The sequence below is a fragment of the Rhizobium pisi genome, from assembly GCF_003938655.1.
Classification (GTDB): Bacteria; Pseudomonadota; Alphaproteobacteria; order Rhizobiales; family Rhizobiaceae; genus Rhizobium; species Rhizobium pisi.
This window is the reverse complement of record NZ_RJJT01000007.1, coordinates 210,936-236,860: the sequence shown is the minus strand read 5'-3', so window position 1 is coordinate 236,860 and position 25,925 is coordinate 210,936. Positions and strand designations below refer to the sequence as shown.

Here is a 25,925-nt window from a genome sequence, read left to right as displayed (position 1 = left end):
CGTCCTCCGGCCTATTCGGCCGCATTCATGCCGTCGACGACGACCTTGAGCTGAGCCACGCGGTCAGCAATCGGCGCGCGCGCCGCTTCCGGGCGGCTGACGCGAGCCATGACTTCTTCCTTGGGACCGAATGCGATCATCCGGCCGTCCTGCATCATCAGGACGAAATCGCACACCGCCAGAACGCCGGACCGATGCGCGATGACGACGACGATGCCGCCGCGCGCACGCACGCTCATGATCGCCGCGCTCAGCGCCCGTTCGCCCTCTTCGTCGAGATTGGAGTTCGGTTCGTCGAGCACGACGAGGAAGGGCTCGCCGTAAAGCGCCCTTGCAAGCGCGATACGCTGTCTCTGGCCGGCCGAAAGCGATGCCCCGCCCTCACCGATTTCCGTTTCATAGCCGTTCGGCAGACGAAGAATGAGATCGTGAACACGCGCTGCCCTTGCCGCGGCGACCACCGCCTCGGGCGACATGTCCTTGGCGAAGCGGCAGATATTCTGCGCGACCGTGCCGGAGAAGAGCTCGACGTCCTGCGGGAGATAGCCGATGTGCCGGCCGAGCGCGTCGGTATCCCACTGGTCGAGTGCCGCGCCATCGAGACGAATGGATCCTCTGACGGTCGGCCAGATGCCCATCATCGCACGCGCCAATGACGACTTGCCCGAGGCGCTGTAACCGATGACCCCGAGCGCGCTCCCTGCCCTCAAGCCGAAGCTGACGTCGGAAATGACCAGGCGCTGGCCTGCCGGCGGGCCGCTTGCCAGCCCCTCGACCGTCACCTGCTTGGACGGAGCCGCAAGCGCGAGCGGGGCCGGAATTTCCGGAATGGTTTTCAGGAGATTGGAAAGCCGCGCCCAGCTTTGCTGCGCGGAAACGAAACCGCGCCAGTTTCCGATCGCAGCTTCTACAGGCGCGAGAGCGCGGGACGTCAGGATGGAACCGGCAATGATGATGCCCGAGGAAGCCTGCCCTTGAATGACCAGGATGGCGCCGGTTGCCAGCGTTCCCGATTGCAGGGCGATACGGAAAATCTTCGACAGGGTCGCATATCCGTTGCCGACATCCGAGGCCTGCCGGGTGATGGAACGGTACTCCTCATTCTTCCGATCCCAGATTTCCGCCATCGTGCCGGCCATGCCCATCGCATGGATGACTTCGGAGTTGCGGATCGAGGTCTGGGCAAAGCCATTCCGCATATTGGCGGCGTCGGACTGCTTTTTCGAGAGCGTCCGCGTTCCCTGATTGGTCAGGAACGTCAGGATGGCGAGAACCAGCGAGCCGCCGATGGCGATATATCCGATCGCCGGATGAAACAGAAAACAGATCACGATATAGAAGGGCAGCCAGGGCAGATCGAACATCGCCGTCGGGCCCATGCCGGAGAGGAAAGTCCTGATCTGGTCGAAGTCGCGCAAGGGCTGCAGCCCGTCGCCGCCGATCTTGACCTTCAACGGCGCCTTGATGATCGCCCGGAATACACGTCCGTTCATCATCTCATCAAGCGAGCCGGCAACACGCACGAGCATCCTGCTGCGCAGGACTTCGAACGCGCCCTGGAAAGCATAGAGAGTGAGCGCAAGTATTGCCAAGGCAGCCAGCGTCGGAATGCTTTTGCTCGGAATGACGCGGTCATATACCTCGAGCATGAAAAACGAGCTTGTGAGATAAAGGATATTGATAAGCGCGCTTGCTATACCGATAAAGACAAGGCCGCCCTTGCACTTCCGCAAGGCTTTGGATGGCTCGCTGACATCAGCTGCTGAACTCTGAAACACCAATATTAATCCCTCTTCTGCCGCACCGCACACAAACAAATACGCCCGCACACGTTGCAGCTACGGGCCGTGAGGCCCGATCAATGATGACTACTTGGATCCCGGCGCCAGCGCCGAACTTCCGCTTGCAAGGCACGACTTATTATAAGAATCGTACCGAAAGATGACCGAAAATTCCAATTTATAGCGAACGATTTCAGCGGCTCCAGGTTAACGCTACGCTAAATATACCGATCGAAGCAAGTGAAAATTGCAAAACGCCCAATAACGGCTCAGAGCAGCGACCGCTTCGCACGCATAGACACCATATTTACTGGGGGATTAACTATATATGCAATCTATAGTTTCTTTGACTGTGAACGGCAAACACAGTTTGTGACTGCCCGCCGGCCCCTCTCGCCGGCTCGATCACTTGCGATATTTCGTCAACCAAGCTTCGCAGTCGCAGGAAGCCGGCCGGGGGACGGCCGGCTGATGCTGCCGTGACGCGCATCAGACCAAGGCATGCGAGGCGTGGCTGCTGTGGAACGCATCCACATTGATGGCGATGCTCAAGCTATCCGAGTCAATATGTGAAGCGCCATCGGAGATCTTGTACTGGAAGGACTCGCTGACCTTGCCGCTGAGACCGCCGAGTTTCGCCGCATCGACCGTGTAGGTGTAGTCGCCATCACTTTCCACATGGATGACGCCGTATTTCCCGGTCAGCGTCAGGCCGTGCTTGTCCACCCCGCTGTCACCGAAGCGGCGCAGCAGCAAGATGCCATTGGCCGCACTGTCGTTTTCGAGAAGATTGCCATGATAAGCGCTGCCGGTATTGGTCGAGATATTCAGGCTGTCATGGACTGCGGCGATCGTCGGAACGGGAACCGGAGGAAGAGACGTGGTGTGCGTGTCGCCAGCCGGCACCGGAGTGCTTGCCTGGGGCTGCGCGGGAGCCTCGACATGCGGCTCGACGACCGGTGCGGCGGGCGTTTGCTCGGTTGGCGAACCCGAATTGCTGGTCGTGCCGCCGCTCGCGTGACTATCGAGTTCGGCCTGCGCCTGTTCCAGCGTCTTGTTTTCGCCAACGGAGAACGTGTTCTGAGCGGCAATTGCGGCTGGCATCGTCAGCGTCGTCACCAGGCTGTCTATGATATTGTCGTGGAAAGAACCTGATGCCGTCCTGTCGACCTTCAACGCCGACGAGGACAGTCCTTCAAAGACGTTGTCGTGGATATCGATATTCTCGCGGACATAGTTTGGATAGCCGACAGCGCTGACCAAAACACCATACACGCCGCCATGCACGTAATTTCCGCTGATGTCGTAGTTTTTCGCATCACCGGAATCGCCAAGACCGATGCCATACGACCAGCTGTAACCGCCGAATCCCGAGATATCATTGTCGTGGATAGCGATATTCTTGCCTGCCTGGGCGCTCACCCCGAAGCCGCCGCCGACCAGCGTATTGTCCTCAACCACCGCATTTTCGGCCCGGATCAGCACCAGCACACCCTTGTTGCTGTTGGCGGCCGTCTGATCCAGATAATTGCCTTTGATCAGGATATTGCTGCTGTCATTGAGCTGGATCGCGTCTGCCACACTGCCCTGATTGTGGGAGACGACGTTGTTAACCAGAGTGACGCCGTTTACCTTATCCATCCAAATACCGTCGGCACGGACACCGGTAATCGTGCTGTTCTCGATCGTGATGTTTTGGCTGAATTGGAAGCTGACGGAGCCTGCCTTTCCGGAGAGCCCCGCATTCGTCACCTCGACATTTCGGACCGTCCAGTTCGAAACACTTCCTGCATATATCGCGTTCGCCCCGGTATCCGTGATCTTGATATTCTCCACCACGATATTCGAAGCACTCGAACCATGGATACCGTTAGTGCCGCCGCGAATGACCGGCGCATCGCCGGCGCCATAGCTGCCGATCGTGATCGGAGCGCTGACGCTGCCTGAATATTTCAGGTCGAACTGTTCATTGAACACGCTTCCGGCGGCAAGGAGCACGCTGTCGCCCGGCTTCAGCTTCAAGGATTCAACGGCCGACAACGTCGCAAAAGCTGAACCATCGCTGGTTCCGCTGTTCTTGTCAGATCCTATGACTGAATTCACATAGTAGACGGTCATGCGGCAAATCTCCCTAGATATTGGAAATCTTGTAACCGCTGACCTCTCTCCGGCTGCTAAAATGAAACACTAAAATGCTGTGTATCTCGTGATAATTCTTGCTTTCTGAGGATAAACAACTTCCGGGAGCATGTATTGTTGCGCCGCAACAAGGTTGCACCGCACAACGAAAAGTTTCGTTTACCTTGGATCCGCGTCGAACATCAGGAAATCCCCAAGGTATTTCGGAAACGTTTATTTGAATTTATAGAAGGATTTACTTAGAAAAGCAGGTAACCATATTTTTTACATCAGACACGCTCGATTATTAAAGTTGTTAGCCGGAACACCAAAACAAACCTCAATGTTACCACGCTAACCCAAAGGGATTATAGGAAAACATCATCTTCAGATTCACAGATCCTCGTATTCTTACTAATTGCCCAGGAATAACGATTCTTGTCTCCTGAAGAAAAAATCATAACCAGTTTGGCATCAGCATCTTCACTTATTATTAACACAATAATACCCAAGTGTTTCATCAGCTTATGCACATTCTGCGTGTGTTGTTATTGCACAACAGACCCAAAAATGTTCACTAGTCGTTAACTATGTCCTTGACTCGTTGTATTAACATATACTTAATCGGGCAGCTCGCGAAGGTCAGACCTGATCCGCGAATATTAATTCAAGGAGAGACAATAATGGCTATTCACGCAACCGATGATACTGCAACATTCCTGGAAACCGATGCCATCTCAGGCAATATACTGTCTAACGATACATCAGACGGCAACCTTTTCCTGCGCGCTTTCGATCAACAGAGCGTCGGCGCCAAGCAGGGCAACAGCCAGGTCACCGAAATCCAGGGCGACTTCGGCACCTTCTTCGTCAAGCCGGACGGCAGCTATACCTACGTCCTGAGCGCCGCTGCCAAGATCGGCTTCACCAACGGCGAAACGCTGACCGAACGCGTCTCCTACAAGATTTCCGACGGCGCCGGCCACACCGACGTCGGCGTGTTCACCCTGAACATCCAGGGCGTAACCCAGGTCAAGCCGGTCGCTGTCGATGATCACTTGAGCTTCAACGAAGGCGATGCCATCGGCGGCAACGTTCTCACCAACGACATTCCGGGCGATAACGGCAAGCTCTTCCTTCGTGTGTTCGACGGCACGAACGTAAACGGCAATCCAAGCGCAACCACCGACATCGCCGGCACTTACGGCACGTTCCATGTCAAAGTGGATGGCTCATTCAGCTATGAACTGACGTCGGATATCGCTAACGGCGATCACGTTACGGAAACGGTCCAGTACTACAAGATCTCCGACGGCGACGGTCATACGGATGTCGGCATTCTGACGCTCAACATTACCGGCACCGACGTCGTCTCCGGCGCCGTCGTCTGATCATCGATCAAGCCAGTCAATAAGCAACGCCCGCCGCAGCAAGCAGCGGGCGTTGTTGCATATCAAGTTTGATTTGCCGGAATTTTGACGGCCCATATTGGCAGCCTGTTTGGTGGCACGGTCACAGGCCCGTTTGAATTTTGGGGCGGCCTCTAACAACCTGCGAAAACGGTTATTTGCTGCAGCGCTGTTGGAAGCGGGCCGTCGCCGCCGTTCCGACGTTCGTCCAGGTTTTATCAAAGATTGGACGGAGCTGCGGGCTGATCTGCCTCTTTATGGTGGCGTTGACCATGCACCGGTCGCCGAGTTTCAGCATCGTCGTGAGATCGCTATCGAGCGCATTATTGGCCGCCGAAAGCGTCGCATCGGTGAAACCGTTCCAAAAATAGAACCGGCTCAGAATCATCGACTGGTCATAGGGCGCGAGCGCAACAGAACGCTTCATCATCCCTGCAATCGACAGCGGCTCTTCCGCAATGGCCGACTGAACGGCCGCCAGGCGCAGCCAGAAATTGCTGTTCGTCGGCATGCAGGAAAGAGCATATTGCAGATAACGGCGGGCGTTCGAGGCGGCAACAACCCAGGCGTCGTAATTGCTATTGATATTCTGCCGATCGAACTGCGCCAGAACAAGCGTGACCCCGGCGGCTGTGATATCGGACCGGCAATAATCTCCGGCAATCATATCGACGGTCCGAGAGGCATACTTGGCCGTGACGTCATCCGCGACGGTCTCGCCGCGCTCGATCCTTTCGGCGACGATCGAGATGCTGGCCGCTCTTATTGAAGCGTACAGCTCTCGACCAGCTAGCGCCGCGAAAATGGCGGTGACGATTACGAAAACGATCCTGGTGACCGAGACGAACCGACCGCTGGCCATCAGCTTTCGGTATAGTACCGCGAATAACGCTTATAATAATATTCGCTGGAGCCGAACGTCCGGTAAAGCTTCATCTGCGACGGATCGACCTTGGTCAGGATCACACCCACGCACTTGCTGTAGAGATCCGGCTCGGACAACAGGGTCGACTGAACCACTTTCCGCGAAGTCTTGCCCCACTCGATCACGAAGACGACTGCGTCGAGCTTCGGATTGATGGCGCGCGCATCCACCACCGGAGCCAGAGGAGGTAAGTCGATGATGATGTAATCAAAGCTCTGGCGCGCCGTTTCAAGGAGTTGATCCATGCCGCGCGAGGCAAGCAGTTCCGAAGAGTGTGGAACGCGATAGCGCGCCACCGTCGGCAGGAATGCGAGCTTTGTCTTGGGATCGAGAAGGATGAGGTCCTTGAGCGGGCGGTTGTCGACGATCGCTTCGAGCAGACCGGCCTCGGCATGGCGGCCGATTGCGCGGGTCGCTCCCGGATTTCTCATATCGCCATCGATCAGCAGGCAACGTGCCCCCTGCATTGCCAAAAGCTTGGCAAAATTGATGGATGTCGTCGACTTGCCCTCGCCAGGCAGGCTCGAAACGACGCCGATGACCTTGCAGCGCTGATCGGCCGCACTGATGTCGATGGCGATTTTCGCGCTTCGAAGCGTCTCGGCGAATGCCGAAAGCGGATGTTCCTCGGCATAGGTCGTGGTCTTGCTGCCCCTGGCTATGCTTCGCGGATTGCCTGGATCGACCAGCGTCGGATCGTCGACGTTATCCTCAACCAACGGCATGACGCCAAGAGATTCCACGTCGAGCATGTCCTTGACATCATCCCCGGTGCGGAAGAACCGGTCGCGGAATTCACGGAATGCTGCGATACCGCTTCCGAATGCACATCCCAGGAACATCGCAAAAGCGACGACAAGGCTTCTCTTCGGGGCGCTCGGCTTCGTCGGGGTCTCAGCGGTGGTGATGATACGCGCGGCGGTAATCGGGAAACTCTGCTGCTGAATGGCTTCCTGGTAGCGCGTCAGGAAGTTCTGGTAGAGATTCCTGTAGGTATCGCGCGTCCGCTCGAGCTCGCGAAGCTGCACCTGGGTTTCGCCAGCCGTCGCGGCCACGCCCGTCGCCTGTGTCACGCTATCGCGCAGGGAGGTCTCCCGCGACTTCGCCACTTGCAGTTCGCTCTGATAGCTCTCGGCGATACGATTCAACTCGTCGAACATGAGCCGTTGATATTCCGCCATCTCCGCACGAAGGCGAACCGCCTGCACGTGATCGGGACCAAGCCGCGCCTCGATCTCAGTGTCGAGCTTCGAAGCCTCCAGATATTTCTTGCGAAGGTCGTTCGCAATCGAGCTGTCGAGCACGTCGGTGACGATTGCGTCGGTCTGCTTGGCGTCAATGATCGACTTGATGCGGGTATATTTTGCTTCAGCCTGCGCCGTCGCCGCCTGGGCGCTGATCAGCTGGCTGTTCAGCTCGGATAGCTGCTGATCGCTGAGAAGCGTTCCGGCGGCTGCCTCGACCAGTCCATGCTCGCTGCGGAACTTCTGGACCGCAAGGTCGGTATCGAGCGCCTGCTGCCGGAGTTCTTCGATGCGCTCCTGCAGCCATTCGCCGGCCCGGCGCGTTGCCTCGTATTTCGAATTGAGCTTGTCGACCATATAGACGTCGGCAATCGCCGACGCGATTTGACGCGCCAGATCGGGGGATTGCGAGGTATAGCTGACATCGAGAACGTAGGACTTGCCAACACGTTCGACATCGATATTGGCCACCACGGTCTCAGCCGCGCCGCGCCGCTTCATGTCTACATCGGGCGCATCGGCGCCATCATCGGCGAACCATGATTTGAAATCCACCAGGGATTTCAACGATGCGACGGAAAAAAGCGAGTTCTTCGGCGCCATGAACAGCGGGTTGTCGACAAGTTTCAGCTTGTCGACGACGGCGTAGGCGATCGTGTCGGACTTCAGTAGCTCGACCTGGCTGAGGACCGTGCCTTCGTCATCGTCCAGCTGGCCGAAAGCCGCCAGCTGGTTGATTACCTGGTTGTCGCTGCGATCGATCAGGACGCTCGTATCGGCCGTGTAAACCGGGACCGCCGTGATGACGTACACGATGCCCAGAATGCCGAAGGCAACGGCGCACGCCGCAACGATTCGCCACTGGCGGCGGGCAATTGCGATGAGCTTATCAAAATCGATGAAATCAGCTTCGTTTCCCGTATCGCGGGAAGGGTCGATACGTGGCGTAAGTTTATCTGGTGACAGCAATTTCGATCTCCAACAAAGGCGTCAAGCGCCAAGATCTACGGGCAATTCCAGCTATTGTATGACCGGGATACTCTGACTCGTCGATTGCGTCGAGTCAGAGGACGATTGCCCTGCCCCATTTACGCTGACGATTGTCGTGGTGGTCGTCGAGCTCGAAGACGAGCGATCACCGAAGTTCGAAACCCTCAGCGTACCGGCAGTCGTGGCGGCGCCGTCGAATGGCGTACCGTCATCCGCTCCGGGTCCTGTCGGGCCGATTTGCCCGTCATTACCGATGCCGGATGCAGAAGCTGCAGCACTTCCACCCGGGCCGAGCGCCGCGGTTCCGCCTTCGGCGAGGACCTTCGCAAAGGCGGCAAGGAGCGGCGCAAGGTTCGGATCGGCGCTCGCCGCCTCGGCGACGGCCTTTTCGATGGCCAGTTTGAAGAGCGGATCTGTTACCTGGCAGCTGTTTGCCGCCCGTCCGAGACCGGAACCGATAGCGGCCATCTGTGCGGCATCGGCCTTCTTGGCCTGCTCGATCACCGGCGCCAGCGCGTCATCGCTGCTGCCAACCAGCGCGCGGACGCGCGATGACAAAACCAGCGGATCCGACATCTCAAGCAGAGCGGCGGGGTTCGCCGTAAATCCGCTGATATCAACAGTATTCAGACTTGAAAGCTTCACGCAAGCGGCCGCAAAGGCGCTCGTAGTCATGCCGGCCAACATTGCCACGACGATCCCGCTATATGCAAGCTTACGATAAACACCTGACCTTGCCATAACGATGCTTTCCTTCATGAAATCCGCGGCATAGACGGCCGGCTCCGATTGTTCTCAACCAGTGCCGGCCAGCCTATTTCAATCAATTTCCAAGATCTTCGACCGCGTTGCGAGTATCTTTCGCATCGTCGGCAACTCCGGAAATAGTGGACGATACGGAGTTCACGATGTCAAGGAACTTGACCAATTCGACAGAGTCCGAATTGGAAATATAGATAATATCCTTGTCTTCCATCTTGAATTGCTGGACGGCGAACAGGGTCGCCGGATCGCGAAGATTCGCGCGAATGATCATCGGAACCGTCTCACCGGCAAATCTCGACGTATCCACGTGCATTGCGGCAAGCGTCTTCTTCGGCGCGAGGCGATAGAGCAGGACCTGAGCCGGATCCGCGCGGTCGTCACGCAGTCCGCCAGCCTTGGCGATTGCCTCCCCGAGGCTGATGTCCGACTCCTCGAAATCGAAGCGGCCGCTGATGCCGGCGGCACCGAGCGCGAGATAGGTGCGGCGCTCATGATCGACCGAGATCGTATCATCCGGCGCGACATAGATATTTTCCGCCGGGGTTTTCAACAGCGTGTTGTAGGCGACGGTCGCCGTCTTGCCGCGGCGCTGCAGCGTCACATTCGTTTCGATATTGTTGGTCGTCAAACCACCGGCGGCAGAGATGACGTCGAGAACGCGTTCGCCGGCCGGGCTGATTTCGACGCGCTGCGGATTGTTGACGTCACCAAGCACCGCCACCTGACTGGAGCGGCTTGTCGTCGTCGTAATGACCACCTGCGGCTCGATCGCGCGGCTCGCCAGGCGATCCTCGATATCCTGCTCCACGACTTCCTTCAGGCGACCTGCGGCGGGAACCCGTCCCGCATAAGGAATCGTGATCGTCCCGTTTCTGTCGATGGTCTGGCTTGGCAGCGAGATGTAATTACCGGGTCGGCTGCCGGCATCGGACGGAATGAAGAGACCGCCGGACTGTGCTTCGAAGATGGCAACCTGAACGACGTCGCCGTAACCGAGTGGAATTTCGGGCGCTCCGCCTCGACCGCCGCCAAAACCCTTGAAGGAGGTCGGCTGGGGAGAGGTGAAATACGGCAGGACGTTTTTACTGAGATCGACGAGGGCGTAATCGATGCCGACGCGACGCTCTTTCGTTGTCACTTTCACCGTTGCATCTCGATCGACATCTTTGTGATCGGGACCGGATCTTGGCAAGGACGTGCAGCTTGCCAATATACTCATTAGCGCTACAACAATGGCGACGCGTGTACTACCGACAGGAAAACAACCCATAGAATAACCCGTGTTGACGCACTTTGAGCTACTGCCCCGCAATCTGACAAAATACAAGACAATCCCCGATCAATAATCACTGAAAGCCGTTTAACATTCTCTAACTGTGGCCGCTCGGCAACGCCGAGCTCTTCAGGAAGCAAATACGGTCTCAACCGACCCTTCTGGCGCCGGCAACAATCTAAAGGCTATACCCGCTATAAAATCTCTTGCGTTTGAGAGTCAACAGCGCGGCATCAATACAATTCCCAATTTCGAAAAACCTTCATAAAAACCATCCATTTAGGCCATTAATTAGTTAGTAGTCATACATATTGCCGGTCCGTTTCCGGGTGGCTGCGCCCCAGACTAATCGCGACGACCGCACTGAGAAAAGCCGAGAAAAACACAGCAAAACCCGGTATTTGCAGGGAGAAGTCGACCGCCGCATGAAGAGCGACCAAAACCGTCGCCGCAATGCCGAGAAGGACATAATGTCTCAGGCGCCGCCTTTCGGCGAGGCCGCGCCAGAACACCTTGACGAGGACCGAAAAGACGAGGACCGCCGCAAGCGGAAAAATGATCCCCAGGCCCAGAAATCCTTCGAGATAGAAATTGTGTGCGCGATCGAAGATGCCGAAAATTCCGCAGGCAGGATCGCGATAGGCGGAAAACACCGTCCGGAATGTCCCGAGACCGGTTCCCGTCAGCCAATGATCCAAAATGGCACGCCATATGCCCGGCAGGATGCAGAATCGATCATCGTCTTCAAGCCGCCGCTCTTGCGCACGCAAGATCGCCTGGCCCGCAAATAGCGCCAGCAGCACGACGACGAAGACACCGCCCGCGAGGAACTTCAGCATCGAGTGCCATCTCGGCCCCGGCCTGAGAAAACGTCTCGAGCTGTTCCAATTGACGACGAGCCAGGGAAAATAGATGAGAGCGCCGACAAAGGTTGCGAATATCCCGGCGCGCGAACGGCTGAGCATCAGCGCGGTGAAACATGCGCACAGGAGCAGGATATAGATCCACGATTTCAGCAGAAGAACGTTCCGGCCCGCCTCGCCCGGCGGATATTTCGAATAAGAACGCGTAATCTCCCTGACCAGGGTCAGCATGAGCAGCGTCCCAAGCCCGAGGAAGGTCGCAGCCGTGTTGCGGTTGACGAAGACCGCCGTCAGGCTGTCGAGATAGGCATGTTTCTCCACGACGATCAGAATGTTGGGAAACATCGAAAACTGCAGCAGGCCGAAAACGGCGATAACGCCCGCCGAAAGCCCGAGCCGGGAAAGCACTTTTCTCGCGCGCTGATCGGTGTCGCATAAGAGAAGCCCGGTCAGGAAGGTAACGAAAGGCAGGGCGATCAAGAGGATCGACGCCAGCGTGTCGGCCGGCTCGACCGAGATCGCAGCGTATCGGGCGCCTGCGAGGTCACGAGCGGCATTCCAGGCGGGATGCGCCAGCCAATTGAAAGGCAATTCGATCGTCTGGATGAATGTCCAGCCGGTCAGTATGACAAGCAGAAACAGGGTGATGCTGAAAACCCATCTGCTTTGTCTTGGTTCTCCGAACAGCAGCGCCGAAATGATGGCGAGGGCGAACATTCCGATCGCGGCGAAGGTGAAGGGAAAGGGCGTGACGCTGCCGAACGGAATGAGTGTCAGTATAACCATGCCGATATAGGCAACGAGAAGAACCTCTCGCAAGACCCGCCTGTTGATGAGATTGGACAACATCAGATTCCGTTTACCAAAGCAGGCGGCGATCAAACCCCTGAGGCAACCGCGGCAATCCATCGACTCATACTAATCTAAGTTGCATATCAAGCGGTTGCATGCTAGCGTGTGACAGAATTCCGTATCACTTAAAATTGTCGCGAAAGGTTTAAACCAATCGAGACAAGCCCCGGCTATGCTCCTTCAAGCAGCAAGAACGGGACAGACGTTCTGCAGCTAATACTTGGCAGATCACTAAATCGCCATGCCATTGACTGGGACAAAAGGCAAGCCTGATCTCAATCGGTTGCCCTGAACGGGGATTTAAGAGATGAAGAAGACATTCGTTACACTTCTGGCACTGGCCTTTACGGCAGGTAATGCTTGTTCGGCATTTGCCGCCGGTCCCGCAGGTCTTGCCCGCGGCCTGCCCGGCAGTCCAGCGGTCAGCTATATCTCTGAAAAAGACAAGATCATCCCGCCCTTCGCCCAGGTGCTGTTCTGCGCGCAGAACCCGGCCGAATGCCGAGATAATAACGGCCAGTCGGTCGTTGCGCTTGATGACAAGCAGATGCTCCAGCTGAAGGATGTGAACAGCACGGTCAATCGCACGATGATCGGCCGTAACGACCCCCGCAACGAACTGAACGGCGATGTCTGGAAGGTGAATGTCCGCAGCGGCGACTGTGAGGATTTCGCGCTGACCAAGCGCAGCCGGCTGATCGCGATGGGCTGGTCGTCGCGCGCCCTGCGGATCGCCACGGCATACACGCCCTCCGGTGAAGGGCACGCGGTCCTGGTGGTCAGGACCGACAAGGGCGACCTCGTGCTCGACAACAGGCTGAGCAGCATCAAGAACTGGCGGGACACCGATCTGCGCTGGGACAAGATTCAGTCGGGAACTGACCCTTATGTCTGGTACCGGCTGTAGCGGCTGGCGCAGCCTGCTAAACCCATCCACCAGTTTTTGACATTGAAGTCGAGCCGGTTCTGACGAACGGCTCGACTTGTCATATCGCCCACACAAACCTATGGTTTTGCTGCAACCTGGGATGACCCGCAGCGAACTGTGGCGCCCCAAGTTCGACTTCCGATATGGGTATCAAGCGATCTTCGATATTGTCTTTTCGCCCAGATTCAGTATGACGGACCCCATGCTGCGACGCAGCATGACGTTCTACTCTAATGATTTGAGGGAATTATGCGCATCACGATGATTGGATCAGGCTATGTCGGCCTCGTTTCAGGCGTTTGCTTTGCGGATTTCGGCCACGACGTCATCTGCGTCGACAAGGATCTGAGCAAGATCGAAGCCCTTCGCGAAGGCCGCATTCCGATCTACGAACCGGGTCTGGAGCAATTGGTCGCCGAAAACACCAGCACCGGCCGGCTGTCCTTTTCGACGGATGTCGGCGAAAGCGTCCGCAGCGCCGATGTTGTATTCATCGCAGTCGGCACGCCGTCCCGCCGCGGCGACGGCCACGCCGATCTCTCCTACGTCTATGCGGCTGCCCGCGAGATTGCCACCTATGTGGAAGGCTTCACCGTTGTTGTCACCAAGTCGACGGTGCCGGTCGGCACGGGAGACGAGGTCGAGCGCATCATCCGCGAAACCAATCCTTCGGCGGATGTCGCCGTGGTCTCCAATCCGGAGTTCCTGCGTGAAGGCGCTGCGATCGAGGACTTCAAGCGCCCTGACCGCATCGTCGTCGGCCTGAATGACGACCGCGCGCGCGAAACCATGACCGAGGTCTATCGCCCGCTTTACCTCAACCAGGCGCCGCTGGTCTTCACGACCCGCCGCACCTCCGAACTGATCAAATATGCGGCCAACGCTTTCCTCGCGATGAAGATCACCTTCATCAACGAGATCGCCGACCTCTGCGAACGCGTCGACGCAAATGTCCAGGACGTTTCGCGCGGCATCGGCCTCGACGGCCGCATCGGCTCGAAGTTCCTGCATGCCGGTCCGGGTTACGGCGGCTCTTGCTTCCCCAAGGATACGCTTGCGCTTGCCAAGACCGCGCAGGATTTCGACGCGCCGGTCCGTCTGATCGAGACGACGATCTCGATCAACGACAACCGCAAGCGGGCAATGGGACGCAAGGTCATTTCGGCTGTCGGCGGAGACATTCGCGGCAAGAAGATCGCCATCCTCGGATTGACCTTCAAGCCGAACACCGACGACATGCGCGACAGCCCGGCGATCGCCATCATCCAGACCCTGCAGGACAACGGCGCACAAGTGGTCGGCTATGATCCTGAAGGCATGGAAAACGCCCGCAAGGTGATCGAGAACATCGAATATGCGAGCGGTCCTTACGAAGCCGCCGCCGGCGCCGATGCAATTGTCATCGTCACCGAATGGAACCAGTTCCGCGCGCTCGATTTCAACCGCCTGAAGCAGTCGATGCGTGCTCCGGTGCTGGTCGATCTGCGCAATATCTACCGCAGCGACGAGGTCCGCAAACACGGCTTTGCCTATTCCGGCATCGGCACCAACCTCTATCAGGATGTCACCCACGCCTGAAATAGACGTGTGAACCTGTGATCACCCAGACGCCGCGGAGAATAAATCCGCGGCGTTTTATTTTGGGTGCGCCCTGAAGCGATCTTTCAGATTCGCTTGTCGCACTTCAGACCTTTGGTTTCCCGCATGTCGTGATCGCAGAATCGCTGCACAGTTTCGCGCGACATGCTCTAAAGGATCCCGACCCGCGTCCCCTTGATCGTCAGCACGGTCAGGCGGCCCGTCGCCGATACCGCCGTGTCGATACCGATGCGTTGCGGACCGAATGTCGGGGTGCGAGCAGGTGTGTGCCCATGAATCACGAGCACGGGAAGCTGCGGTCCTTCGTCCAGAAAGGGCTGGCGAATCCACATGAGGTCGTTGTCTTTCTGTTTGTTGAGATCGATGCCTGGCCTGACGCCCGCATGGACAAAGACCACCCTTCCCATCCGCAGCATGATTGGCAGCGATTCCAGGAGTTGAATATGCCGCTCGGGTATCATGTTGCGGATGACGCGCGCGATCATTTCGTTTCCAGCCGCCGACTGCAGCAGATGCTCGATGTCGATTCCGTAGGAGTTCAACGTCTCCGGCCCGGCAAAACCGAGCCATTCAAGAATGCGCGCCGGCTTGCGATAGAGCTTCACCAACTCCGCATCGTGATTGCCGCAAAGGGCGAAACGCTGGAATCCCGCTGGCGGGGCCTTGCACAGGAATTCCAGCACTGCGCTCGAATCCGGCCCGCGATCGACATAGTCGCCGAGCATGAGGATGAGTTTCGGCCCGGGGATGCGCGCACCATCCTCCTCGATGCGGCGATGCGCCTCGACGAGTTCGTTATAACATCCATGAATATCGCTCATCGCGTAAACCGCAGCAAAGTCACCTTCGGCAAAGGTCAGGCGCGCGCGCCTGCTACGGTTGCCTGCCAGCATCGGTATTTGTTGTCGCAATGGCCCTAGATAGTTGAACATGTAATCCATTTATGAGAACCGACCGAATGCCGGTTGTCGGAACGATCCATCTCTTGTTTGTCATTGAAAAGGCAGAAGGCAAGGCCCTCACCGGAAGTTGACCTCGTCGCAGCTTCATCGAAGTTATAACCCGAACCGATTGCCTTATCTCGGCTGACATAGACCTTCGTCATCTGCCGCACTCAGCTCGCCTGGCTCGTGGCGGTGATGACATTGGCGGAAGCTGCGTTGATTCGTTCGAGTATCTGCGAAATTCTGCAGCCGGACTGGTTTTCCGAGCCACATGGTCAGGCTCCCCCAGACAACTCAACGGCGATAGTAAAGTTATTGCCGCGAGATTCGGCATTTTGTATTTATTCATACTTTCGAGGGCGCCACGGTTAATATGACGCTATATTTTGATATAGGGCGGTTAATCCGGCGTTAAACCACCGGCATATTGCAGTGTTCGATTGATCCACGGCCAGGTCGGCTACTGGCGGGAGATCCGCCTATGTCGGATTTCCACAGATTGAACTTTCGAGAAAGCTGTAAAAATCAACTATAACGATAGCTATCACAAAAAAATGAACGTTTAAGAATATGATGCTTGACGCTCCTGCGGCACCGCATAATGATGGTGCGTTGCGATCGTGAACGAGGTTCGCGAGCTGAAATCTCAGATCCAAAATTGCGGGGTGCAAAGTGGAAACTGCGGTTGATTCGAAAATGATCGAGGCCTTCGCCTACGACGAAGACAGCCGGCATCTGCGGGTCTACCTGACGAACGGTCAGAGACGAGAATATGAAGGCGTTCCCAAGGGGGTTGTCGTCGGCTTGACGATGGCGGAATCACCAGGGGTTTTTTACATGAAGGCAATCAGGGGCAAATATCCTCCCCGCCCCTAAGGCATGCCGCGCAAGAGCGCTTTCGGCACATCCTGTCGACTGTTACGACAGGAGATAATTTCAGCAAGGATGCGGGACCGGCATTTGCCGGTCCCGCAAATCAGCTTTCTTACTCACCGAAGAAATCGCGAACCGCATTGATCTCGAGCGGCGCAATATCGTGGCCGCCGGGGTGCCAAACCGTCTTGACCTCGGCTCCTCGCTTTTTCAGATGTTCCGACAGCGCCTCGGTCATCGGAACGGGTGCAATCGGATCCCGCTGCCCGGCCGTTATCAGCACCTTTCGTCCGGCAAGCGTGGACTGGGCCTCGGGTTGAAACGGAATGAGCGGATGCATCAGCACCGCAGCGTCGAAGATGCCCTTTTCGATCAGCACATTAGCGAGGATGTTCGCACCGTTCGAAAAGCCGAGGCCGAAAATCTCGGAAGCCCGGTATTCCCCAGCGAATGCCTTGACATAAGCTGCCATCTTCTCCGTCGCGCGTGAGAGGTCGGGCATATCGTAAACCCCCTCCCCGGTGCGGCGAAAGAATCGCGCGGCCCCATATTCGGAAACGTCGCCGCGCGGCGAGAGGATCGTCGCGTCTGGCAGCAAGCGCCGGCCGAAGTCGAAGAACTGGTTTTCGTCGCCGCCGGTGCCGTGCAGCACAAGAAGTATCGGTTTGCCAGGTGCACCGGCATGCAGCCGGTGCACATATCCAATCTCTGTCATGTCGTTTCTCCTCAACCTTCAAGCGGCTGCAGATGCTGCTCGAGCAGGGCGCGAAGGTGGGTGTGCTGCTGTGGCAGCTTCAGGGCTTCACCGAGATGGGCGGTATCCTCATCGCGGTCGAAGCCGGGCTCGTTGGTCGCGACCTCGAACAGCACGCCGCCCGGCGTGCGGAAATAGATCGCCCAGAAATAGTCGCGGTCGATGACCGGCGTGACCTGGTAGCCGGTGTCCATCAGCGCCTTGCGCACCTCGAGCTGCTTTTCGCGGTTTTCGACGGCGAAGGCGACATGGTGGACAGAGCCGGCGCCGGGAAGCGCGCGGGTAATGTTCGGCATGGTCTCGAGATCGATAAGATGCGCGCCGTTGCCATCAGGCCTGATCAGCCGCTTGACGCCGTCCCTTTCCTCGGCGACCTCGTAACCCATGAACTTCAGGAGTTCGGCCGTAGCACCCTCGTCCCTCAGCCGCATGGCGACGGAGTGGAAGCCGCGAATGGCATGGTCCTCGCTGATGCCGCCATGCGTCCAGGGCTGGCGGGCATCATCCTTGACCTCGACGAGTGCGAAACCATCGCCATCCGGACCGGAGAAATTCAGGCGCTTTTCGCCGAAGCTTTCCTCGGTCTTCAGGCCACCGACACCGAGCGTGGCAAAGCGATCGCTCCAGAAGCTGAGCGAGCCTTGCGGAACGGAAAACACGGTCGTTCCGACCTCGCCGGTGCCGGGACGCCCCTGCGCCATCTTCGGGAACGGGAAATAGGTCATGATCGTGCCGGGCGCCCCGGTCTCGTCACCATAATAGAGGTGATAGACATCAGGAGCGTCGAAATTGACGGTCTTCTTGACGCGGCGCAGGCCGAGCGCATGGGTAAAAAACTGGTTGTTGGTGCGGGCGTCCTCCGCCATCGACGTGACGTGGTGCAGACCCTTGATCTGACTGAGCATGTGAGACCCCTTTCTTGCCCGCCGCTTGCGGGCTTTCGATGGATCATAAATGCGCGCTCGCAGCTCTTGGGAATAGCCCCAGAGACCAAAACGCATTGTTTCCTTTTAGTGAACGAAGATCAATCCGCGTTCACTCCAAGTGTGTCGTGCACACGCTTAGTCGCCATGAGGATCGGCCGGCAGTTGCCAGTCGATCGGCTCGCGTCCGCGCGACTGCAGGAAGGCATTCGCCTTCGAAAAATGCTTGCAGCCGAAAAAGCCGTTATGGGCGGAAAGCGGCGAGGGATGTGGCGCCTTGAGCACCAGATGCCGCGCGGTGTCGACGAAGGCCGCCTTGCGCTGGGCATAGGATCCCCAGAGCATGAAAACGACGGACTCGCATTCGTCGTTGACCTTGCGGATGACGGCATCGGTGAAGCGTTCCCAGCCCTTCCCCTGATGGGCCGCCGCCTGGCCCTCCTCGACGGTCAGCACGCTGTTCAGCAGGAGCACGCCCTGCCTTGCCCAATGTTCGAGAAAACCATGACGCGCCGGCGCGATGCCGAGATCCGTCTCCATCTCCTTATAGATATTGACGAGCGAGGGCGGTATGCGCACGCCCGGCCGGACACTGAAACATAGCCCATGGGCTTGCCCAAGGCCGTGATAAGGATCCTGGCCGAGAATGACAGCCTTGACCTGGGTGACAGGCGTCAGATCAAGGGCGCGGAAATATTCGCTGCCCCTAGGGAAAATCCGCTTGCCGACCTGCTTCTGCTCGACAAGAAAGGATTTGAGCTGCTGCATGTAGGGGCTGGAAAACTCCCCCGCCAGCGCGGCCTTCCAGCTCTCTTCGAGACTGACGGATGTATCGCTCATCGGCAAACCCTTCTCGCATATGACGAAACAACGGTCACACGGTTCTAGCAAAATCGCTTCGCACCGCAATGCCCGTCGGCTCGGCGAAGGCGCCATGCCTTGCGAACTCGGCAGGCGAAGATTGCAGAAAACTGTCCGGGGCATCGCTCCAGTTTAACTATATGATGGCTTCGGTATTTACGCCGGCGGGCGGCCTGAGTAGAACTTGATCGTAAAATCGGAGCATCTCTTCAAATGAAATTCGGCACGAGCGGCCTTCGCGGACTTTCGGTGGATCTCAAGGGGCATGTTTCCGCCCTTTATGCCACGGCGTTCGGCAGATATCTGCTTGGAACCGGCAGGGCCAAAGCCGGCGATGCCATCCTGATTGGCCGCGATTTTCGTGATTCGAGCCCTGAAATCTCGGGAAACTGCGCCGATGCGCTCGCGGCACTCGGCTTCCGGATATTCGATTGCGGCAATGTCCCGACACCGGCACTTGCGCTTTATGGCCTTGAACGAAACGCCGCCTGCCTGATGATCACGGGCTCGCACATTCCGGCGGACCGCAACGGCATCAAATTCTATCGCCCGGATGGCGAGATCGACAAGGCGGACGAGGCAGCGATCACCGCATTGGCCGCAGAGATCGAGCGAAGCGGCGAAACGGTGATGCAAGAGCGTGCCGACACGGAAGATCACGAGGCCGCCTGCCGGCAGCTCTTTTTCGAACGCAATGCCGCACTGCTTCCGCAAGGCGCGCTTTCCGGCCTGAAGATCGGCGTTTATCAGCACAGCACCGTCGCCCGCGACCTGCTGGTGGACGTTCTCGCCCATTACGGCGCCGAGATCACCGCCCTCGGTCGCTCGGAGAGCTTCATTCCCGTCGACACCGAAGCCGTTTCCGAAGAAACGATCACGCTGATGAAGCGTTGGACGTACGATCACACGTTCGATGCGATCGTCTCCACCGATGGCGACGGCGACCGCCCGCTGGTGGCAGACGAAACCGGCATGCCGCTGCGCGGCGATCTTCTTGGCCTCGTAGCCGCCAATTTCCTCGGCGCCGGCACGGTCGTGACGCCCGTCACCTCCAATTCGGGCATCGAGGCAGCGGGCTCCTTCGCCGTCAGGCGCACCCGCGTCGGCTCGCCCTTCGTCATCGCTGGCATGGAAGAGGCTGTCGCGGCCGGCCAGGGCCTCGTCATGGGCTTCGAGGCCAATGGCGGGCTGCTGACCGCAACCGCCTTCGATATCAACGGCCAGAACGTGCGCGCCTTGCCGACACGCGATTGTTTTGTGCCCGTGCTGGCGATTCTGTCGCTCGCCGCCATCCGCAGGCAGCCGCTTTCTGTCCTTGCAGCCTCCTATCACCTGCCCTTTGCCGCCGCCGACCGCCTGGAGAATTTTCCGGTGGAGACGAGTGCGGCGCTGATGCAGTATCTCCGCGCTGGGGACGACAATCTTTCGGCTTTCCTGCAGCCGATCGGCGAGGTGGCTGCGAAATCCGACATCGACGGACTTCGCGTGACGCTGAAGGACGGCAGGATCATCCATTTCCGCCCGTCCGGCAATGCGCCCGAGATGCGCTGCTACGTGGAAGCCGGGAGCGAGACCGCTGCCCTCAATCTGCTGACCGCCGGGCTGACCCGTATCAGAGACTGGGCAGAGCCCGCTAAACATGCGACGAACACGCTTTTTTCAAGGAACCCGCCTATGACGCAGAAAATCGTTCCCGTGATCATGGCCGGCGGCAAAGGCACTCGGCTCTGGCCGCTTTCCCGGGCCACCGCACCGAAACAGTTCATCCAGTTCGTCGGCGACAAGACGCTGTTTCAGGCAACCCTCGAACGCGTTTCCAATCCGGATCTCTATGAAGCTCCGATCGTCGTCACCAATGAGGAATTCCGCTTCCTGGTGGCCGAGCAGGCCCGCGCGCTTGCCGTCCCGCTCGCCGCCGTGCTGCTCGAACCGGTCGCCCGCAACACAGCGGCGGCGGTAGCCGCTGCCGCAACGCTTGCCGCCGAGCTTTTCGGCAAGAACACCATCATCCAGATGCTCGCTTCGGATCACGAGATCCTGGCCGATGAGACCTATTTCGATTGCATCCGCACCGCCCGCGATGCTGCAGCCGACGGCAAGCTCGTGACCTTCGGCATCAACCCGACCGAGCCGGCAACGGGTTACGGCTATATCGAGATCGGCGATGCGCTCAAAAACGGCGCTCACAAGGTCAAGCGCTTCGTCGAAAAGCCGGCGCTTGAAAAGGCCGAGCAGATGCTTGCCACCGGCGGCTTCTACTGGAACTCCGGCACCTTCATGTTCCCGGTGGCGGAACTCATTGCCGAACTGCAGGAATATGCGCCTGACGTGCTGAAAGCGGCAAGCAAGGCTGTTTCGAAGGCAAGCCGCGACCTCGATTTCACGCGCCTCGACGCCGACCATTTCGCCAGGAGCCCCGACATCTCCATCGACTACGCGATCATGGAAAAGACCTCCAAGGCCGCCGTCGTCCCCTCGCCCTTCAAATGGTCCGACATGGGAAGCTGGGATGCTGTCTGGAAATCAGGCGCACGCGACGACAGCGGCAATGTCGCCGCTGCAAACACCACCGTGGTCAATACTCGCAATTCGCTGGTCATGACGCATGGCGTGCATCTTGCCGTTCAGGGCATGGATGATGTCGCCGTCATCGCCAGCGAGGACGCCGTCTATGTCGGGCCGCTTAAAGACAGCCAGAATGTCGGGCAATTGGTCAAGATGCTGGCCTCTTCTTCCGCGACCGCGAAATTCACCGAAACCCACCCGACATCCTACCGCCCCTGGGGCGGTTATACCTCGATCTTCAACGGCGACCGCTTCCAGGTGAAGCGGATCTTCGTCACGCCGGGCAAAAAGCTTTCGCTGCAGAAACACCATCATCGCTCCGAGCACTGGGTCGTCGTCAAGGGAACGGCCGAAGTGACGGTTGGCGACAGCGTGCGCATGCTGCGCGAGAACGAAAGCGTCTATATCCCGCTCGGTGAAGTCCACCGCCTCGCCAATCCCGGCAAGATTCTCCTCGAGCTCATCGAGGTGCAGACGGGCTCCTATCTCGGCGAAGACGACATCATCCGCATCGTCGACGAGTTCGGAAGAACCTGAAGCAGGCGGCCGAAACGGCCGGCGGGCTCAGACAGTCCGCCGCCTCTCCGGCATGACCACCACCGTCCCTGTTGAATTCCCTATCGGGTTTCTCATAGAATGAACGCTCCGACAGACCTGACAGGAGATGTCCCCTGATGCGTACCCTGCCCGCCCTCGCCGGATTTCTTTCACTCCTGCTGCCGGCAATGGCGTTTGCCGAAACGGCGAGCATGCGCACTGCAAGCGAGGCGGAAATTCGCAGCCACCTGCCGGGCACGGCGGAGCTCAAAGAGGGCAAAAACGGTTACGAATACCGCCACGGCAACAAGAATGGCTATAAGATCAGCAATGGCCAGGTCTGCGTCCTGTTTCCCAACAAGTCGACCGATTGCGTCAACGTGAAGACCGACGGCAAGAAGTTTCAGATGATCGACCGCAAAGGCGGCCGGACCAGATTCTGATTTGCTCCGCGCGAGTTCACTTTGCCCGGATTATCTTGCCGCTGACGATTGATCGCCCCCGTCGAGAACGAATTCGGCGATCAGCCCCGAATGGTTCGAGCCGAGACTGTCATCAAGACGTTTCAGCGATGTCGGGCGGAGCGGCGCGCGCGCAAATATGTGGTCGATGGCGATGCCGAGCACACCTGCGCCACTCGGCCATGTGGCCGGCTCGGGCGCGATCGTCTTCAGCTTCTGTTCGCGCAGGAAGCCCTGGATGCTCGGGGCAATCGCCGACGAATTGAAATCGCCCGCCAGCACCAGAGGACCGGAGATCGAACGGAGCGCCCTGCCGAGATCTTCCAATTCGCCCATCTGGTAATCGTCGAAATAGGGTTTGGACAGGTGCGCCGACACCAGATTGACGGTTTGCCCGCCGAAATCGACGCTTGATATGACCAGCCTGTCTTTCCGTAGGCTGCCGATGCTGGCGACCTGCCGGGTCACGAACGGGCGCTTGGACAGCACCAGCGTATCGCAGCTATCTTTGCCGTGGTCGCAGCCGATATGGTAGGGATAGACCTTGAACAATTGCTGCAGATGGAATGTCAGCGGCTTGGCTTCGAGCAGATTGACGACATCGGCATTCGAAGCGAGCACCATGTCGGTGATGGCAGTCGAGTTTTTCCAGTTGTCGATCGCGATGTTGAACGACATCAGACGGAAAATCGGCGACGCGTCCGCTACTCCATGGTCTTCCGAAAACTCACGCAGCATGATGACCCCGTGAGCGATCAGAAAAACTGAGGCAAGCAGCAGGATAAAGCCGTAGACATGCCTTCTGACGGCGAGAATGACGAGGCTGACCGCGACGAACAGTACGCCGAGATGAATCTGGAAGCTGTAGACGAAGGACAGCAGCCAGAAGTTCGTGACATAGCGTAGCGACACGATCGCAAGGGCAAGGGTCAGAAAGGCCGAGAGAATCCAATAAATTATGTTTCTCATCGATCCCGGTTCCGCTTGCAGACGACTGGCCGGCCATAACATGCAAGCCGCCATGGTGCAATGCAGCATAATGTCCGCAAGCGTGGACCTTGCCGTCATCGGGGAAAGCGGCGCCGGACGGGCGGGTGGCGGCAGTTCCTGCGCTGCGGGCCTTCTCTTTCAAAGGCCTATCGACTCGGCCTCTTCTTATCTTGTAAGTGGGGGCACGTGATACTGAATCGGCTCTTTGCCGTCGGCAGCAGCCGAGAAAAGGTGGGAATGCGCTACTTCATTACAGGGACCGCCGGCTTCATCGGTTTTCATCTGGCCAGGCGCCTGCTGCAGGAAGGGCATGAGGTGACGGGCTTTGACGGCCTCACTCCCTACTACAACGTCAAGCTCAAGGAGATGCGCCATGCAGCACTCTCCCAGTTTCCGGCCTTCAAACCTGTCATCGCTATGCTCGAGGACCGGCCGGCGCTGGAAAAGGCTGTGATCGCGGCCAAGCCTGACGTCCTGATCCACCTCGCAGCACAGGCCGGCGTGCGCTACAGCCTGGAAAATCCCGAAGCCTATCTTCATTCGAACGTCGAAGGCTCGTGGAACATCATGGAAATCGCGCGGCGCGTCGAAATCCGCCACCTGATGCTCGCCTCGACATCCTCGATTTACGGCGCCAATGCAACCGTCCCCTTTCACGAGACCGACCGCGCCGACGAGCCGCTGACCATCTATGCGGCGACGAAGAAATCGATGGAGCTGATGGCGCACAGCTATTCCCATCTCCACAAGATTCCGACCACGGCCTTTCGCTTCTTCACCGTTTACGGCCCCTGGGGCCGGCCTGACATGGCGCTGTTCAAATTCACCAAGAACATGCTCGAAGGCCAGCCGATCGAGATCTACGGTGAAGGCAATATGAGCCGTGACTTCACCTATATCGACGATCTCGTCGAAGCGATCGTCCGGCTGTCGGCCATCGCCCCGAGTGAGGAAAATCGCCTCGATAACGTGGCTGTCGAAACGCTGTCGCGCCAGGCGCCCTTCCGCATCGTCAATATCGGCGGCGGCCAGCCGGTCAGCCTGATGGATTTCGTCGAAACGGTGGAAAAGGCGCTCGGCCGTCCTGCCATCCGCAAGATGCTGGCGATGCAGAAGGGTGACGTGCCACGCACCTTTGCAGCCCCCGATCTGCTTGTCGCGCTGACGGGATACAAGCCCGATACGACATTGGATGTCGGCGTCAAGGCCTTCGTCGAGTGGTATCTCGACGTCCGCGACGAACTGGACGCCTAGAATAGGCCGGGCAAAACTGCGTAGCGGTTTTACGATCACGACATGCGGAAGACCAAAGACCCAAAGTCTGGCAAGCGAATCTGAAAGATCGCGACGCGCTTTAGCGGAGAAACGCGACTGCCTGCACTGCGCCGACCGCCTTCGAAAACAGGTAGTCGATCGCAACGGTCAGGCTCTTCGAATAGGCATTGATCTCGCCCTCACCCTCGACCGCAGTCGGGCTGCGCAGCACGAAGGGAACGCCTGGGCGAACGAAGCCGGCGCTCGTCGTCAAGGGAACCTCGGGCGAATGGCCGATGGCGGAGGTGTACATCAGGTCCCGCCCAAGGCTCGCGGGGCCGATGGCGAAGGCCGGACCGGCAGCCGCGGTGATGGTCAAGCTCAAGGCAATGGCGGCAAGAGTTTTCTGCATGTCGAAGTCCCCGTTCTCGGATCGGCGGGCTTTCGGTTTGCCCGGCTCCAGGCGATCGATGCGTCTGTCCACGCTTCGGTCGCTTTCATGAGAACACTCTACACGTTAGTATTTGCAGGGCTTTTAAGCAGATCGGTCAAATTTTACGAAATTTGACTTTCTGTTCGGAGGACGATCGGGAAATACGAAGATCCTCGCCGGATCGGCGGCTCGGAGCGCACGATCGGCGACGTTTGATGATGCCCGGACGCCGCACCGCACTCTAGAGAATGCGATCCAGCTTCTTGTTGATGTGCAGGTTCGGCATCAATCCCGCGCTTTGCGCGGCATGATAGGATTCTCGGGCCGCATCGAAGGAGATCGACCACATAATGGCGCTCAGCAGGAACGCGATGATATAGATTTGGATACGCATCTCCCTTGCGATAAAAAAAGAGCAAGGCAGTTTTGTGTCAAAAAATGACCGTAAAACGAGAAAAGATGGCGAGGTTTTCTGCCTCGCGGTGATCGCCGCCGGACATATGAGCGTCGTCAAAATTAGCGATAATGCCTCGCTACCTGTTGGCAGCCGACCCCGAGGCTTGGTTCCTCTCCACACCCTGAG

At 58.1% G+C, this 25,925-nt stretch carries 21 protein-coding genes and 1 pseudogene; 8 read left to right on the top strand and 14 right to left on the bottom strand.

What is annotated here, in order from left to right; translation table 11 throughout:
* Positions 1-11: 11 nt before the first annotated feature.
* Positions 12-1,778, bottom strand: a complete 1,767-nt coding sequence (locus tag EFD55_RS12180; RefSeq protein WP_125845299.1) for a type I secretion system permease/ATPase — start codon at positions 1,776-1,778, stop codon at positions 12-14.
* A 492-nt stretch (positions 1,779-2,270) separates the two neighbouring features.
* Positions 2,271-3,899 (bottom strand): right-handed parallel beta-helix repeat-containing protein, encoded by a 1,629-nt coding sequence (locus tag EFD55_RS12175; RefSeq protein ID WP_125845298.1) that lies wholly within the window; start codon positions 3,897-3,899, stop codon positions 2,271-2,273.
* Between the two features lie 683 nt (positions 3,900-4,582).
* Here EFD55_RS12175 and rapA2 point away from each other — a divergent pair.
* Positions 4,583-5,290 carry a calcium-binding lectin RapA2 gene (rapA2, locus tag EFD55_RS12170; RefSeq protein WP_125845297.1) on the top strand — a complete coding sequence of 236 codons (708 nt, stop codon included), beginning with the start codon at positions 4,583-4,585 and terminating at the stop codon, positions 5,288-5,290.
* A 172-nt stretch (positions 5,291-5,462) separates the two neighbouring features.
* Here the strand turns inward: rapA2 and EFD55_RS12165 are convergent, their stop codons facing one another.
* From EFD55_RS12165 to EFD55_RS12145, 5 genes are all read right to left on the bottom strand, one after another.
* Positions 5,463-6,170 carry a hypothetical protein gene (locus tag EFD55_RS12165; RefSeq protein ID WP_125845296.1) on the bottom strand — a complete coding sequence of 236 codons (708 nt, stop codon included), beginning with the start codon at positions 6,168-6,170 and terminating at the stop codon, positions 5,463-5,465.
* Positions 6,170-8,446 carry a polysaccharide biosynthesis tyrosine autokinase gene (locus EFD55_RS12160; protein ID WP_125845295.1) on the bottom strand — a complete coding sequence of 759 codons (2,277 nt, stop codon included), beginning with the start codon at positions 8,444-8,446 and terminating at the stop codon, positions 6,170-6,172. The genes EFD55_RS12165 and EFD55_RS12160 overlap by 1 nt, the downstream gene beginning before the upstream one ends.
* A 51-nt stretch (positions 8,447-8,497) precedes the next feature.
* Entirely contained in the window at positions 8,498-9,208 is a 711-nt protein-coding gene (locus EFD55_RS12155; RefSeq protein ID WP_125845294.1) for a sugar transporter, read from the bottom strand.
* An 82-nt stretch (positions 9,209-9,290) separates the two neighbouring features.
* Positions 9,291-10,502: a polysaccharide biosynthesis/export family protein gene (locus tag EFD55_RS12150; RefSeq protein ID WP_125845293.1), complete on the bottom strand. Its 1,212-nt coding sequence runs from the start codon at positions 10,500-10,502 to the stop codon at positions 9,291-9,293.
* Positions 10,503-10,807: 305 nt separating this feature from the next.
* On the bottom strand, positions 10,808-12,217 hold the full coding sequence (locus tag EFD55_RS12145; RefSeq protein ID WP_125845292.1) for an O-antigen ligase family protein: 1,410 nt from the start codon (positions 12,215-12,217) through the stop codon (positions 10,808-10,810).
* 310 nt (positions 12,218-12,527) lie between these two features.
* On the opposite strand from EFD55_RS12145, the gene EFD55_RS12140 reads away from it, so the two are divergent.
* Positions 12,528-13,127, top strand: coding sequence for a transglutaminase-like cysteine peptidase (locus EFD55_RS12140; RefSeq protein ID WP_125845291.1), 600 nt, complete (start codon positions 12,528-12,530; stop codon positions 13,125-13,127).
* A gap of 270 nt (positions 13,128-13,397) precedes the next feature.
* The gene (locus EFD55_RS12135; protein WP_125845290.1) at positions 13,398-14,726 is read left to right on the top strand and encodes a UDP-glucose dehydrogenase family protein; all 1,329 of its coding nucleotides are present in this window, start codon (positions 13,398-13,400) and stop codon (positions 14,724-14,726) included.
* A 170-nt stretch (positions 14,727-14,896) separates the two neighbouring features.
* Here the strand turns inward: EFD55_RS12135 and EFD55_RS12130 are convergent, their stop codons facing one another.
* Positions 14,897-15,688, bottom strand: coding sequence for a metallophosphoesterase (locus EFD55_RS12130; protein ID WP_125845289.1), 792 nt, complete (start codon positions 15,686-15,688; stop codon positions 14,897-14,899).
* A gap of 699 nt (positions 15,689-16,387) precedes the next feature.
* On the opposite strand from EFD55_RS12130, the gene EFD55_RS12120 reads away from it, so the two are divergent.
* Positions 16,388-16,567 carry a KTSC domain-containing protein gene (locus EFD55_RS12120; RefSeq protein WP_210276160.1) on the top strand — a complete coding sequence of 60 codons (180 nt, stop codon included), beginning with the start codon at positions 16,388-16,390 and terminating at the stop codon, positions 16,565-16,567.
* A gap of 109 nt (positions 16,568-16,676) precedes the next feature.
* Here EFD55_RS12120 and EFD55_RS12115 read toward each other — a convergent pair whose 3' ends face one another.
* The 3 genes from EFD55_RS12115 to ung all read right to left on the bottom strand — a co-directional run bounded on the left by EFD55_RS12115 (position 16,677) and on the right by ung (position 19,081).
* Complete coding sequence (locus EFD55_RS12115) at positions 16,677-17,279, bottom strand: alpha/beta hydrolase (RefSeq protein WP_125845286.1); 603 nt, start codon at positions 17,277-17,279, stop codon at positions 16,677-16,679.
* Between the two features lie 11 nt (positions 17,280-17,290).
* Positions 17,291-18,223, bottom strand: a complete 933-nt coding sequence (locus EFD55_RS12110) for a VOC family protein (protein ID WP_125845285.1) — start codon at positions 18,221-18,223, stop codon at positions 17,291-17,293.
* Between the two features lie 156 nt (positions 18,224-18,379).
* Entirely contained in the window at positions 18,380-19,081 is a 702-nt protein-coding gene (ung, locus tag EFD55_RS12105) for a uracil-DNA glycosylase (RefSeq protein ID WP_125845284.1), read from the bottom strand.
* 234 nt (positions 19,082-19,315) lie between these two features.
* Here ung and EFD55_RS33450 point away from each other — a divergent pair.
* The 3 genes and pseudogenes from EFD55_RS33450 to EFD55_RS12095 form a co-directional block, all read left to right on the top strand.
* Positions 19,316-20,728: pseudogene (locus EFD55_RS33450) on the top strand (phosphomannomutase); the annotation flags it as partial.
* Positions 20,729-20,776: 48 nt separating this feature from the next.
* Entirely contained in the window at positions 20,777-22,204 is a 1,428-nt protein-coding gene (locus EFD55_RS33445; RefSeq protein ID WP_183736703.1) for a mannose-1-phosphate guanylyltransferase/mannose-6-phosphate isomerase, read from the top strand.
* 137 nt (positions 22,205-22,341) lie between these two features.
* Positions 22,342-22,647, top strand: a complete 306-nt coding sequence (locus EFD55_RS12095; RefSeq protein ID WP_125845282.1) for a hypothetical protein — start codon at positions 22,342-22,344, stop codon at positions 22,645-22,647.
* Between the two features lie 30 nt (positions 22,648-22,677).
* Here EFD55_RS12095 and EFD55_RS12090 read toward each other — a convergent pair whose 3' ends face one another.
* The gene (locus EFD55_RS12090; RefSeq protein ID WP_125845281.1) at positions 22,678-23,634 is read right to left on the bottom strand and encodes an endonuclease/exonuclease/phosphatase family protein; all 957 of its coding nucleotides are present in this window, start codon (positions 23,632-23,634) and stop codon (positions 22,678-22,680) included.
* Positions 23,635-23,892: 258 nt separating this feature from the next.
* Between EFD55_RS12090 and EFD55_RS12085 the strand changes: the two genes are divergently transcribed.
* A complete protein-coding gene (locus EFD55_RS12085; RefSeq protein ID WP_125845280.1) occupies positions 23,893-24,909 on the top strand; it encodes an NAD-dependent epimerase in 1,017 nt (338 codons plus the stop codon).
* 100 nt (positions 24,910-25,009) lie between these two features.
* On the opposite strand, the gene EFD55_RS12080 is transcribed toward EFD55_RS12085, so the two are convergent.
* Positions 25,010-25,321, bottom strand: a complete 312-nt coding sequence (locus tag EFD55_RS12080; RefSeq protein WP_210276162.1) for a hypothetical protein — start codon at positions 25,319-25,321, stop codon at positions 25,010-25,012.
* 262 nt (positions 25,322-25,583) lie between these two features.
* Entirely contained in the window at positions 25,584-25,736 is a 153-nt protein-coding gene (locus EFD55_RS33140; RefSeq protein ID WP_008535956.1) for a hypothetical protein, read from the bottom strand.
* Between the last annotated feature and the right edge of the window lie 189 nt (positions 25,737-25,925).